This is a genomic window from Janthinobacterium psychrotolerans, assembly GCF_001677885.1.
GTDB classification, from domain to species: domain Bacteria; phylum Pseudomonadota; class Gammaproteobacteria; order Burkholderiales; family Burkholderiaceae_D; genus Janthinobacterium; species Janthinobacterium psychrotolerans.
On record NZ_LOCQ01000054.1, the window covers coordinates 1 to 12,781 of the forward strand.

Here is a 12,781-nt window from a genome sequence, read left to right on the forward strand (position 1 = left end):
TGGCTGTGAAGGGCTTGGCTCATGGCGCTGGTAGTTGGGTGACAGAATTCAACAGTGTACTCAAAAGCAACCTAGCCCTGAAAAATGGCAGGCTGCGAGTGGGAATATGATCACCCATATCTAAACATCTACCCCCTGCCGCTCACCTTCAAGTTTGGTGACGGCGTCAAAATTTTTGCCCATACGTGCAAAGTCAAAGAGGTTGTCTTAATGACCAGTCAAGGAACGTTTACCTACTCTTTTCGCTAACTAGCACGGAAATGAACCTGATTGTTCAGTTTGGCGTTTAGAAAAAATTATGCAACCATCAAGCTTGTTGTTTATGAGATGATCGCCGCGCTTGCATATTGGACCTGGGCAGATATTTTAATTTAACCAACATCTAAAAATATGAAAAAAAATATGCAATTTAGACTCGTGGCTTTGATCACGAGTGTGCTTCTCACTGGATGTGACAGTTCAGAAGTCAGTATCGTTAAAAAAATGACGGTTCCGCAAGATCAAACTCATACGTATGAAACAGCATTGTCTAACAGAGCGACCTGCGAGACCTCAGAGTGGCGCACGTTCAAGGACAATGCCAACCGGGAGGCTGTGGAGTATCTGTGCGTCCTGAAGAACGGTGCCGAACTACTGGCCGCCAAGCGCGCATGGCAAATCAAAGAAATCCGCAGTGAATTTCAAAATTATTACCAAGCGATGGATCAACGTATCGAAGAGGCCAAGCAGCACCCTGCATTTTTGGAAAAAAGAGTCGTGGAATTGCAGGAAAAACTAGCTCAGGCTCAAGCCCAAGAGGCCCAGGCCGATAAAGAAAACGGGGATAACGATCCTGTGCGCGCTATGCGCCGTGCCGCAGTCCGGAACGAAATGGGAGCCGTAGCAAGTGCTAAATTTTCAGCGGAGCGGACTGAGCAGTCCCTGCTCGATGCAAAAGCCAACATGGAAGAAAATCTTGCCAGCTTACAGCGGGAAAAGGAGCGATTTCAGGAAGACGAAAAAAATGCCCTTGCCAGGATAGAGAAAAGCTACGGCGGTGTCGTCAAGGCCACTGAAGTTTTTCAATGGAGTGTCAAGGGTGAAGAAGTTTTTCCGGCTTGGTCTGGTGTTAAGCTTCAAAAACAAGATGGGGCCACAATCAGCTTGAACACGAACTGGGGCTTAACGATGCGTGATTTGCTCCACTACCGTGGCGACGACCATGTGCGTTATGCGCTGGATATTCCAGGTGGTGTCGTTCTTGGGCAGTTGAATGCACCTAAACCGGAGGCTGCGCATCCGATACCAAATCCTGTTCAACAACCCGGTAGCTCAAAAGAAACCTGCTATCAGGTCAAGCTCAAGGACTTCCGTAAGGGAATGGGGGAAGAATCGCCTGTAAACAATGAGATGATGAACGAGTGGCGTGCGGAGTGTGGTCTTCCAGCTGTCTAAGTAGTCAGACGAAATTTATTGTGAATGCAGTTCCGAAACCGTTCATCAGGGATTCCACCTCGCTCAGCAATTCACTTCCTTTCAGCCCGGCAAAACGGCGCCAGAAATACTTGGCCTGTTTCCACAGGATCTCGATGCGATTCAGCTCCGGGCTGTAAGGGGGCAAGTAATATAGAAACAGCCCCTGCGCCATCCATTTTCGTCGGCATTTCTCAATCTGCGGCCCCTTGTGAAATGACGCATTGTCCAGTACGACAATGCGCGGCACGCTATGTTTTTGTGCCGCGAGTTCGTCGAAGAAAGCGATCACGTCGTCGCGTACTGTCGGCCGACGTTGCGTTCGCCAGTGCAGCTTGTGGTCATGGCTTAGCGCACCCATAACATTCACGCGCTCGCCATGTGACAGCGGTTCCACTCCACGCGTCTGTCCAATCGGCGACCAGCCCGACTGAATCGGCGGATTCGGGCTGAAACCGGACTCGTCATAAAACAGCAGTTCGCACTGTCCGGCACAAGCCTGTTGATCCAACTCGCCGATTATCCGTGCAGCCTTGCCGAAAGCTTCCGGTGGATGCTTTTTTTTAGACTGTAGCGGTAGCGCTTGTAGCTGAACTGCATCTCGTGCAGATATCGTCTTGCCGTTTCCTGGCTAATGGCTGGCAAGCCTTCCGTTTGCGCCAGGGTCCGTAGCAGACTGTTGGCGCTGCCCCCATCGGCTTGCGCCAATGCCCGTAGTGCTTCTTGCTGTTCGGCCGTCCACTTGCGTTTGCGGCCGGTATGACGGCCTTCATAAAGACCCATCAGCCCTTGCTTGTTCCAGCGTTGCCGCCATGCTTCAATGCTGTTCAGATGAACATGGAATTCGTTCGCGGTTTGCTGCAAAGTCAGTCCCTGGCTCAATCGAACGATCGCTTGGGCACGTATCCGTACACGGGGGTGCGGATGAAAAACACCCATGTCGCGCAATGTTTGCTGTTCAGCCTGTTGTAGTATCAGTAGTTTCATCACATCAACTCCTGCATCATTGCCTATCAGGCTTTGACAGCAAAAATTGACGAATTACTTAGCATGACGAAAAAAGTTGGACGGACATCATTGTCCGGGCTAACGTTTTTTAGTACACGGTGGTAGATAGATCAACGGTGGAATTGGGTATCTTGAGGTCCAATGCCACTGGCTATTGACTTGTTCGCTACTATCATGGCTTGTTAGTACAAACAAATAGAGACCGGATGCTTCGCTAGTTCAGGAATTATCCGGGCTCTGAACAACCCCTCCGCACCCATTCCCTCCGCACCGCTATGAATCCTTGCGCGTCATCCGCTCAATCACCTTCACCATGCCCATGAACAATGCTGCATACACTGCGGCGCCGATGCCCCAGACGATAAAAGCCGTCAACAAATCGGCCCAGATCCAGGTGACGATAAACAGAACGGGGCTGCTCAAGACGGTCAGGTAGCCGCTGGTAAACAGGATGAAGCCGTTCGCGCCTTGGAAGCCGCTGCGCGCGCCGCTGATTTCGATCAGGCTTGCCAGCAACAGAAGGCCGACGACAACGCCTGCCCATATGGTCCAGAACAGTGACATGTTTTGTTTCCTTGACTTGATATTCTGATATTTTAGCTTCTGGCACGCTGCCTCGATCAGCGATGCAGGCACCACACTTTGCTGGCCCGATACCGACCTGCGTATTGCACGCCTTGCGCGCTGTTTCAGCAAGCCAATTTTGGATTTTTGTTGCAATTTAGCATTATAATCAATACAAACTTCATAACATTTTTCATTCAATCAAAATAGAGGAACCTCGTCCATGTCACCTGCGTCACTGTCGCTATTGTTGTTGGGCCTGGCAGCCGTACCTTTCGCCGTGGTATGGATATTTCGAAAATCGGAACATGACGGCTGGTTGTATTTGCTGGCCTCGATCTCCATCCTGTTCCTGACGGCGTCCCTGCTGGCCTGGGCGCCGGTGGCCTATGAAGCTTTGGGTGGCACGTCATTCATGCCAACGTCCGATGGCGAAGGGGCGTTCGACAGCCAGTCCTACAGCGGCTTCCTGCAGATCCTGTTTGGCGTACCGGTCGCCGTCGCCGGTTCCCTTTACGCGATTTTGCTGGCGCGGCAAAGCGAACGGCAGTCGAACCTGTTCAATGCCTACGAAATCGGAAAAAACTTTCGCGACCGCGTCGAACAACGCAATGTCATCCTGGGACGGTTTGCCACCTCTCTGCGTGATATTAACAATACCGCCTTCATCCTGATGGCCCAGGTCGAGCGCGCACTTTCCGTACTGCCTGCGGCAGGCGATACACGGGAAATGGCGGTGCTTCGCATCACCAAGGAAAAGGGCAAGATGGAAGATGGGCTTGTCATGCTGCGTACGGCGCTGCAGGATTATCGTGATGCGACCATCGCTGTCCAGGCAGCCAATATCAAACTCGACCCGCAGTGGCGTGCACCGTTCGACACCATCGGCTGGCAGTTCTATGGCCGCCCCTCGGCTGCACAGGGAAGCGCTGATCTTGCCGCCCCTTTCCCGCATGCGCCTGCCGGGACGGATTTCATTGACTCTTTCCTGTCACGCGACTATCAGGCCGCAGCCGACCGTTTCATTGTCAGGGCTTATCAGTTGAGTGCGGAGAATATGGTACGCACTCGTCTTGAGCGCATGGTCCAGAGTATCGTGCGCTGGTCAGAGGATGATGCACTGCGAGCCGATTACAAGCAGGTGCGCGATATCATCGTTGGTGGTGGGCTGGCAACGGCAAACATCAGTGGCGCATCGGACTACGTGGGATTTCGTTTCATCGGCCCGGCGCTGATCAGAGCCGACAACGCCATTACCAACGGCGATTCATGGCGCCTGCCGATGCGCGTTGATATAGGATCGGCGATCCTGCTCGACTCTTTCCTGGCATTGCCAGACAAGCAGCAATCCGAACTCGAGATTCGCCAGTGGGACGAATGGGAGGTGCTGGGCAAGGTAATGAGTGCAGCCGAACGCGAGAAAATGCTCGCCACGATCGCCGGGGCCGGGCAATATTTTCCGAAGAACTTTACCGATGAAGTGGCGCGAATTCAATCTCTCTATGCTTATAGCTCGGAGCCGGATATGGCGGCGCAACAACGGCAGATGAATCGGGCACGCCTCTCGTATTGCGCGCTGTTTCATCCGATGCCGCCGCAATGGATGGAAGGTACCTTTGATGAGCTTGCGGCGCAAGTACTGAGCGAAGCCCCGCCCACCAGGCAAGAACTGGAAGAGCGCATCGCATCGCTGGCGGTCGGCATTCATCTCTTCCGCATGAATGATGTCCGCAGCGCCAGCATGCGCGCCATGAATGCGATCATGCAGTCCATGGCTGGGGCGGTCGAGCGCCAGTTCCTGCAGCTTGGCGGCGAGGGATTGAACAGCTGGCGCCGGTGCCTTCTGGTCAGCTGGGCGCAGCATCGGGATGTGGACATGCGCAAGGCTGTATGCGATCAACTGCAACAGCAACTGGCAAACAGCGCCGATACCGTACTGATCGTGCAACTGCACCTCGACTTGTTCGACTGTTACACCTTCCTCGAACAGCCGAACCTTGCATCGAGCCACTTCAACCATGCCAAGACATTGCTCAACGGCATGAGCAAGGCCGAACTCGGCAAAACACCATGGTTTGGCATGCACCAGTTGCAGGATCCTGACACATGGCTCAATGCGCAGATCGTGCTGTTCGGCCTCTGGTTCGCTGGATATCTCATGAAGCAGGACGGCGACCTCACCTTTGACGGCAACTCGATCAGCGAAGTGGAGGTGGCCATGCCCAATGGCTTTCTGCCGCTGGTCTGGCTGGACCTGGTGCGCAAGGGACTGATCAGCACGCAGGCGGGAGTAACGGTGGGGCTGTGTCCTGCCAGCGAAGACAACTATTTTGGCGGACTGATCGATCCTGATCAGGGCAGCTGGCAATGGGATCCGGCGGCGGTCTCCAGCGAAGTGGCTCGTTTGATACAGGAAGCGAACGCACACACCGGCTATCTGGATTACCTGTACCAGCAATCGAGCAGTTGAGCAGTTGGGCGGATGCATGTCACATCACGCGACGCCGCGTCGACAATCAGGGGCCAAGTTGAAGGACGGTCACCGGTAGCACTTGTCGGCACGGCGATACCGCCGTGGTCGTTTTCGCGCGGATGGCTCGTCTATAATCGTCTCCCATCTCAACCGCCGCTCACGCGCACTTTCATCCATGCTCCCTCGCCTGCCGCGTGTCCTGCTGCTTGCCGTTTCCCTGGCGGCGCTCCATCTGTGCGCGGCGGGTGCCCCCGCACCGGCGCCGGCGCCGCTGCTGTCCGACTACAGCCATAGCGCCTGGGGCGCAGTGCAGGGGGCGCCGGTTGATGTGCTGAAGTTTGCCCAAGGTAAAGATGGCTGGCTGTGGATCGCCACCGCCACCGGCTTGTACCGCTACGATGGCGTGCATTTCGAGCGCACCGACAGCGTGTATGGGCACCGGCTGCCCTCGTCGAATGTGCTGGGGCTGGCGATCGCGCCGGACGGCGCCATCTGGATCGGCTACCGGCTCGGCGGCGTGACGGTGTTTCGCCCGGACGGCGCGCGCAACTACGGCGCGGCCGAAGGACTGCCGACAGGAGCCGTGCTGCATATCGAGCGGGCGCCCGACGGCGCCATCTGGGTCGGCACGCGCGACGGCGCGGCGCGGCTGGCGCCGGGGGCGGAGCGCTTCGAGGCCCAAGGCGAGAACGTCGGGCTGCCGACGCGGCGCGTCTACCAGGTGCTGTTCGGGCGCGACGGCACGCAGTGGATGGGCACCATGTATGGCGTGTTTTTCCGCAAGCCGGGCCAGGCGCGTTTTTCACACGCCTGGCCGCGCACCATGCTCGTCAGCATGGCCGAAGCGCCCGACGGCGCCATCTGGGCGGTCGACAACGAGAACCATTACTACCGCGTGCGCACCAGCGAGCCGCCGGGCAAGGGGCCGTTGCAGCCCGACGCCATCGGCAACGGCATGCGTTTCGACCGCGACGGCACCATGTGGCTGTTCAGCGCGGACGGCATCGAGCGCAAGTTCGTGCCCGGCGGGCCTGTCCTGCCGGCGCAGCGGCTGACGCGGCAGAACGGCATCAGCGGCCCGCTGCCGCAATCGAGCTTCCAGGACCGCGAAGGCAACCTGTGGTTCGGCACTTCGGCCGGGCTGGACCGCCTGCGGCCGAACCGTCTCAAGACCTTGCCGGTGGCCGAACCGTTCGACCATCCGGGCATGCTGCCGGGACCGGACGGCGATGTGTGGATCGGCGACTACGCGGGCGACATCCGCAGCTTCACGGCCGATGGCGTGAAAAAGGTCGAATTGAAGGGGCATCTGGCGGCCAGCCACTGGGCGCCCGATGGCAGCTTATGGCTGGGCAATGAGCTGGGCCTGCATCACCGCGCCGCCGATGGCGTGTTTACGGCGGTGGCGCTGCCCCCTGGCGTGGCCGGCCTCGATCCGCAGGCGCTGCAGCAGGACCGCGCGGGCGACCTGTGGGCCGCGTTTTCGGGCGGCGGACTGTTTCGCCGCACCAGCGGGAGCTGGATCAGGGATGGCGGCTTGTCCGGCCTGCCCACGGTGCTGACCACGGCCATGGCGATGGATGGGCAGGGCACGGTCTGGCTGGGCCACGCCGACAATACCATCAGCCTGGTCAAACAGGACCAGCACGACGGCGCCGTCAAGCAGCTGGGTGCGCGCGACGGCCTGCAGTTGGGCGCCGTGCTGCAGCTGTACCGCGATGGCGGCAGCATGTGGGCCGGCGGCGAGCACGGTGTGGCGCTGTACCGCGCCGGCCGTTTCCTTCCCTTGCGCGGGCGCCAGGACGACACCTTTCGCGGCGTGTCGGGCATGCTGCGCCTGCCCGATGGCGACCTGTGGCTGCATGGCGCGGACGGCATCTATCACATCACCGCCAGCAGCCTGGCAAGCTGGCTGGCCGACACCGCCAGGCCGGTGGAGTTCGAACGATTCGACGCGCTCGACGGCCTGCAGGGCCATGCCGCACAGCTGCGTCCCCTGCCCTCGATGATCCGCGCGCCCGACGGCAAGCTGTGGTTTGCCACCGCCGCCACCATCGCCATGCTCGACCCGGCCCATATCCGCCGCAACGCCTTGCCGCCGCCCGTGCAGATCCACAGCGTGCTGGCCGATGGCAAACCCTGGACGGCGCAGGCCGGCCAGCCGTTGTCGCTGCCGCAGGGCAGCAAGAACCTGCAGATCGGTTTTACGGCGCTGAGCCTGTCCATGCCCGAGCGCGTGCGCCTGCGCTACCGGCTCACCGGGGTGGACGCCGGCTGGCAGGAAGCGGTGGGACGGCGCGAGGCGTATTACACCAACCTGGGGCCAGGCAGCTACCGCTTCGAGGTGCTGGCCGCCAATGAAGACGGCGTGTGGAACACGCAGGGCGCGCGGATGGACATCGCGATCGCGCCCACCTTCGTGCAGACGGCGTGGTTCAAGCTGCTGCTGGCGCTGGCCGGCGCGCTGCTGCTGTATGGCGGCTATGTGCTGCGCATCCGCAGCCTCAAGCGCAGCATGCACGCGCGGCTGCACGAGCGCTTGCAGGAACGCCTGGCCGAACGCTCGCGCATCGCCCGCTCGCTGCACGACACCCTGCTGCAAAGCGTGCAGGGGCTGATCCTGTCATTTCACGCGCACGCGCACATGCTGCCGCAGGGCACGCGCGAACGGGCGCGCCTCGATGGTACCTTGAACCTGGCCGACCAGCTGCTGATCGAAGGGCGCGACCAGATCATGGATCTGCGCGCCGTCGCCCCGCCCGATGAACTGCGCCTGGCATTGCAGCAGTTCGGCAAGGGCCTGGCCGAGCACCGCGCCCATGCGTTCGAGGTGCGCGTGAGCGGCGTGTGCCGCCGCCTGCAGCCCTGCGTGCACGATGAAATCTATGCGATCGCGCGCGAAGCGCTGTTCAACGCCTCGCGCTATGCCGACGCGGCGCATATCGTGCTGGAACTGGACTACGCCGAGCAGGCCTTTATTCTGCGCGTGCACGATGACGGCTGCGGCCTCGATGACGCGGTGGCGCAAGCGGGACGGCCCGGCCACTGGGGCCTGGTCGGCATGCGCGAGCGCGCCGCCAGCATCGAGGCTAGCCTGAGCATCACCAGCCGGCCCGGCGCCGGCACGCAGATCGAAGTGAACGTGCCGGGCCGGCTGGCCTATTGAAGGCTGGTCAAGCGTACACGGCGGCGGCAGGGATTATTGTAGGATGGCCAGAATGCCGTTTCAACCACCGCCTTCGTCCCACTTATTGAAAGACCACCATGAAAAAATTCATGCTTGCCGTGCTGCTGTGCGCCTCCGGCTCCGCCTTCGCCAATTCAGCCTGCGATACGCCGCGCAACGATTTCGACGGCCTGTATTGCCTGAACAAGGTGTACCAGGAAGCGGACAAGGAACTGAACGACAACTACAAGAAGCTGGCCGCCAGGCTCGACGCCAACGGCAAGCAGAGCCTGAAGTCAAGCCAGCTGTCGTGGATCAGCGAGCGCAACCAGAGCTGCTCGAAAAAAGACAGCTCGGGTTTTTATGTGAACCTCGATTGCGCCACCCACACCACCATCAAGCGCGCACAATTTTTGCAGGACCGCTACCGCGAATGCACGAGCTCGGGCTGCCAGAACAGCAAGCTGCAATAACCTTGCAACAAACTCAGCCTGGCAGGCGCGCCGCCCTGAAGCGCCGCCAGGCGCGCCGCATGCCTTGGGCGTCGCCCAGCCGTTCTTGCGCGCGCGCCGCCAGATAGCCGCGCACGAACGACGCGGGTTCCTGCAGCGCAGCTTGCCTGTCGGCCAGCTGCCGCAGCAAGCCATCGGCCACCTGCAAGTCATTCAAACCACCGAGCACATCCTGCAAGCCCGACAACGGTTTGACATAGGCGCGCACCTTGCCGTCGCTGAACAGGGAGGCAAAGAATTCGGCCGCGTAGCGCGCCTTCTTGGCGGCGATGCGTATCGCGTGGCGCTGCTCCGGCGTGCCCGTCAACAGCAGCTTGCCGCGCTTGCGCAGGCGGCGCTGGCGCTGGCGCAAGGCCTGCCTTGCAAAGCGCGGCAAGGGTTGCTCCAGGGCCCGGCGCTGGCGTGGCGTGGCGCCTTCGCGCCAGCCACACGTGAGCAGCCAGCGCTGCAGTTGCAGCAGCAGCCGCGTGTAGCGCACATCGGCCAGCGCTTCGGCCGCCTGCGCGTGGGCCGCGCGCGCCTGCCCGCGCGCCGCCTCGATCAAGGGCGCCAGCATGCTGGCATCGACGTCGCCCTGGCACGGCGCCAGCGTGTCATTGACCAGCACATCCCAGTCGCGCGCGGCGCCCAGCGTGCCGGCCAGCCAGTCGAGATCGGCTTGCAAGTCTTCGGGCAAGGCCAGCAGCGGCTTGAACAGCGAGAAGGCCGAGCGCAGCCGGCGCAGACCGACGCGCATCTGGTGCAGGCTTTCCACATCCTCGCTGCCTGCCACGCCGTCCTGGTTGGCGCTGATCTGTTCCAGGCAATTGGCGGCGATGGCCTGGAAGCCCCGCTGCACCGACAGCTTGCCGCCAAGGTGCAAGGGCCGCGCCTTGACGGCGTTCACCGGCAAGCCGGCAGCGAGGCGATAGCCGCGTTCGGCCTTGCTGGCCTGGCCTATCCACAGCGGCACCTCCCGCAGCAGCGCCAGCGCAATGTCGAACAGTGCGGCCGGCCGGCCCGCCTTCAGTTCCAGTTCGACCTCGCTGACCGGCACGCTGTTCTCGCCGCTCTCGATCAGGCCCTGGTCCAGCACGCATTCGACCAGATCGCCCTGCGGCGTGGCCAGTTGCCACACCAGCCGTTCGATGCGCGTGCTGAACACGGTCTGCAGATTGCCTCGGATGGCCTTGCGGCGCAGCAGCGCGCGCACCGGCTGCTTGCCCTTGATCTGCGCGTCGAGCGCATCGAGCCGCACCTGCGGTCCATCGACCTCGCTCTCCCACTCATGGCGGCTGTGCAGGCCGCCGCGCACGCTGCCGCCCGCTTTCAGGGTCTGCACCCATGCAGCGTCAACCTGGCGCACGCGCAGGCCGGCCTGGTGGCGGCACAGCTGCAGGTCCGGCGTATCGACATAGATGTCATGCATGGCCAGCAGCACCGGCGCCTCGCTTGGCTGCCGCGCCAGCAAAGGATGCTCGCGCAGCCGTGCGGCGTGCCGGGGATCGAGCAGCAGTTTCAGTTCGACTTCCATGGTCTGCTCCGTGTGCAGGAAAAACAATCATTGTAAGGCTGGGGACGCCTGCGCACGGTTGCCGGATTTGCGCGAGAATAAGCGCTTCACCACCAGAGGAGACACCATGACCTATCACGCCGCCGAGAATCGTTATGAACAGATGCAATATCGCACCTGCGGGCGCAGCGGACTGAAACTGCCGCTGCTGTCGCTGGGCCTGTGGCACAACTTCGGCGACAGCACCAGCCTCGACGTCCAGCGCGACATGCTGCGCACGGCCTTCGACCTGGGCATTACCCATTTCGACCTGGCCAACAATTACGGACCGCCGTATGGCAGCGCGGAAAGCAATTTCGGCAAGCTGCTGCGCGACGATTTTTTACCCTACCGCGATGAGCTGATCATTTCCACCAAGGCTGGCTGGGACATGTGGCCCGGCCCTTACGGCCAGGGCGGCGGCTCGCGCAAATACGTGCTGGCCAGCCTGGACCAGAGCTTGAAGCGCATGGGCCTGGACTATGTCGACATCTTTTATTCGCACCGTTTCGACGCCGACACGCCGCTCGAAGAAACCATGGGCGCGCTGGCCACGGCCGTGCAGCAGGGCAAGGCGCTGTACGTGGGCCTGTCGTCGTATTCGCCGCAAAAGACGGCCGAAGCGGCGGCCCTGCTGCGCGGCTGGAAAGTGCCGTGTCTGATTCACCAGCCCTCGTACAACATGCTCAACCGCTGGATCGAGGACGACGGCCTGCTCGACACGCTGGAACAGGAAGGCATGGGCTGCATCACCTTCACGGCGCTGGCGCAAGGCTTGTTGAGCGACAAATACCTCGATGGCGTGCCGCAGGATGCGCGCATCAACCGCCCCGGCGGCGGCTCGATGACCAAAGAACACCTGAGCGTGGAAAACCTGGCCCGGGTGCGCGGCCTGAACCAGATCGCCGCCGCCCGCGGACAGAGCCTGGCGCAGATGGCGCTGGCCTGGGTGCTGCGCGACCCGCGCGTGACCACCACCCTGATCGGCGCGAGCAGCAGCGCGCAGATCCGCGAAAACGTGGCGGCGCTGCGGCAACTGGGCTTTACGGCAGAAGAACTGCGCGCCATCGATGTGCAGGCGCGCGAAGGCCATATCAATCTGTGGGAAGGGCCGTCGAAGGCGAAATAAGGCAGTGAAGCGGTAACAAATGGGCGCCTGATCGGCGCCCATTTTTACGTTCCCATATGCACCAGCGCATGCCCCACATGCTGCCACCAGTGCTCGCGCGATTTCACCTGTTGCAGGCAAGCCATGTCGATTTCAGTGGGAAACACGTGGTCCTGGCAGGCTTTGGTCTGCAGGGCGTAACGCTGGTTCTCGGCCGCCGCCAGCGCCAGCGCCAGCCAGAAGGCCAGCGCCATCAGGACAATCAGCAAGCTCCACGCCAGGTGGTTGGTGGTGCTTTTTTCGCCGACAAACTCGCGCGGCCGCGTCTCGCGGTACATCGACATCAAGGTTTTCTGTTTCTCTTGCTTGTCTTGCGTCATCGCTGCGGCTTTCTGGTGAACGGGCTAGCCGCCATTTTACGCTCAGTCAGGACGGTCGGGGTCTTCTTCGCCTTCGACCTCGTCCACGGCGCGATCGGGCACCATGCGTTCCACATGGTCGACATCGATATCGCCGCCGTCGGCCGCCGCGTTTTCAGGCTCGACACCGGCCCGCTCGCCGGTACCGGCGGCGTCGCTGTCGCTGTCGAGGCTGTCCTGGTCCTGGCCGGGGATGCCCTGCACATCGCTGCCGCTGTCGGAATTGTCACTGGGACCCAGTGCGCCCTTGCCATGGCCCGTGCCAAGCACGCGGTCCGGCAGGCCGGGCAGGTTGTCTGGATCGAGGCTGCTTGCGCTCATGCTGTTCTCCTGTTAATAAAATATTACTGTACTCCACCCTTTGCAAAAACGTCGCACGGCTGCAATACACCATATTTGAAGATAATACTTCACAAATGTACTATTCATTGCTATAGTTCATTCAAGTAAGCACGCTTCTGATCCAGAAACATGTTTCATCGGCGGCAAGGCGCCAAACGCGCCCTGCCGCCGAGCCGACCGGTACGTGGCGATCCGGCCCATCCATC

Annotated in this window: 11 protein-coding genes; 5 read left to right on the forward strand and 6 right to left on the reverse strand. The window is 60.8% G+C overall.

Annotated elements, in window-relative coordinates:
* Positions 1–402 precede the first annotated feature (402 nt).
* Positions 403–1,434, forward strand: coding sequence for a hypothetical protein (locus ASR47_RS11700; RefSeq protein WP_065307964.1), 1,032 nt, complete (start codon positions 403–405; stop codon positions 1,432–1,434).
* A 4-nt stretch (positions 1,435–1,438) separates the two neighbouring features.
* Here the strand turns inward: ASR47_RS11700 and ASR47_RS26470 are convergent, their stop codons facing one another.
* The 3 genes from ASR47_RS26470 to ASR47_RS11715 form a co-directional block, all read right to left on the reverse strand.
* The gene (locus ASR47_RS26470; RefSeq protein WP_245714335.1) at positions 1,439–1,963 is read right to left on the reverse strand and encodes an IS630 family transposase; all 525 of its coding nucleotides are present in this window, start codon (positions 1,961–1,963) and stop codon (positions 1,439–1,441) included.
* Between the two features lie 8 nt (positions 1,964–1,971).
* Positions 1,972–2,439, reverse strand: a complete 468-nt coding sequence (locus ASR47_RS11710; protein WP_065307966.1) for a helix-turn-helix domain-containing protein — start codon at positions 2,437–2,439, stop codon at positions 1,972–1,974.
* Positions 2,440–2,733: 294 nt separating this feature from the next.
* On the reverse strand, positions 2,734–3,024 hold the full coding sequence (locus tag ASR47_RS11715) for a hypothetical protein (RefSeq protein ID WP_065307967.1): 291 nt from the start codon (positions 3,022–3,024) through the stop codon (positions 2,734–2,736).
* Positions 3,025–3,247: 223 nt separating this feature from the next.
* On the opposite strand from ASR47_RS11715, the gene ASR47_RS11720 reads away from it, so the two are divergent.
* From ASR47_RS11720 to ASR47_RS11730, 3 genes are all read left to right on the forward strand, one after another.
* Complete coding sequence (locus ASR47_RS11720; RefSeq protein WP_150127772.1) at positions 3,248–5,494, forward strand: hypothetical protein; 2,247 nt, start codon at positions 3,248–3,250, stop codon at positions 5,492–5,494.
* 178 nt (positions 5,495–5,672) lie between these two features.
* Positions 5,673–8,663 (forward strand): sensor histidine kinase, encoded by a 2,991-nt coding sequence (locus tag ASR47_RS11725; protein ID WP_065307969.1) that lies wholly within the window; start codon positions 5,673–5,675, stop codon positions 8,661–8,663.
* Positions 8,664–8,761: 98 nt separating this feature from the next.
* The gene (locus ASR47_RS11730; protein ID WP_065307970.1) at positions 8,762–9,136 is read left to right on the forward strand and encodes a lysozyme inhibitor LprI family protein; all 375 of its coding nucleotides are present in this window, start codon (positions 8,762–8,764) and stop codon (positions 9,134–9,136) included.
* Between the two features lie 13 nt (positions 9,137–9,149).
* On the opposite strand, the gene ASR47_RS11735 is transcribed toward ASR47_RS11730, so the two are convergent.
* Positions 9,150–10,688 (reverse strand): CYTH and CHAD domain-containing protein, encoded by a 1,539-nt coding sequence (locus tag ASR47_RS11735; RefSeq protein ID WP_065308160.1) that lies wholly within the window; start codon positions 10,686–10,688, stop codon positions 9,150–9,152.
* Positions 10,689–10,794: 106 nt separating this feature from the next.
* On the opposite strand from ASR47_RS11735, the gene mgrA reads away from it, so the two are divergent.
* Positions 10,795–11,835: an L-glyceraldehyde 3-phosphate reductase gene (gene mgrA / locus ASR47_RS11740; protein WP_065307971.1), complete on the forward strand. Its 1,041-nt coding sequence runs from the start codon at positions 10,795–10,797 to the stop codon at positions 11,833–11,835.
* A gap of 44 nt (positions 11,836–11,879) precedes the next feature.
* On the opposite strand, the gene ASR47_RS11745 is transcribed toward mgrA, so the two are convergent.
* Positions 11,880–12,194 (reverse strand): hypothetical protein, encoded by a 315-nt coding sequence (locus ASR47_RS11745; protein ID WP_082988882.1) that lies wholly within the window; start codon positions 12,192–12,194, stop codon positions 11,880–11,882.
* 42 nt (positions 12,195–12,236) lie between these two features.
* On the reverse strand, positions 12,237–12,554 hold the full coding sequence (locus ASR47_RS11750; protein WP_065307972.1) for a hypothetical protein: 318 nt from the start codon (positions 12,552–12,554) through the stop codon (positions 12,237–12,239).
* Positions 12,555–12,781: the final 227 nt, after the last annotated feature.

Coding starts and splice junctions, on each gene's coding strand:
- ASR47_RS11700 (WP_065307964.1), top strand. CDS start 403: ATGCAATTTAGACTCGTGGCTTTGATCACGAGTGTGCTTCTCACTGGA.
- ASR47_RS11710 (WP_065307966.1), bottom strand. CDS start 2,439: ATGAAACTACTGATACTACAACAGGCTGAACAGCAAACATTGCGCGAC.
- ASR47_RS11715 (WP_065307967.1), bottom strand. CDS start 3,024: ATGTCACTGTTCTGGACCATATGGGCAGGCGTTGTCGTCGGCCTTCTG.
- ASR47_RS11720 (WP_150127772.1), top strand. CDS start 3,248: ATGTCACCTGCGTCACTGTCGCTATTGTTGTTGGGCCTGGCAGCCGTA.
- ASR47_RS11725 (WP_065307969.1), top strand. CDS start 5,673: ATGCTCCCTCGCCTGCCGCGTGTCCTGCTGCTTGCCGTTTCCCTGGCG.
- ASR47_RS11730 (WP_065307970.1), top strand. CDS start 8,762: ATGAAAAAATTCATGCTTGCCGTGCTGCTGTGCGCCTCCGGCTCCGCC.
- ASR47_RS11735 (WP_065308160.1), bottom strand. CDS start 10,688: ATGGAAGTCGAACTGAAACTGCTGCTCGATCCCCGGCACGCCGCACGG.
- mgrA (WP_065307971.1), top strand. CDS start 10,795: ATGACCTATCACGCCGCCGAGAATCGTTATGAACAGATGCAATATCGC.
- ASR47_RS11745 (WP_082988882.1), bottom strand. CDS start 12,194: ATGACGCAAGACAAGCAAGAGAAACAGAAAACCTTGATGTCGATGTAC.
- ASR47_RS11750 (WP_065307972.1), bottom strand. CDS start 12,554: ATGAGCGCAAGCAGCCTCGATCCAGACAACCTGCCCGGCCTGCCGGAC.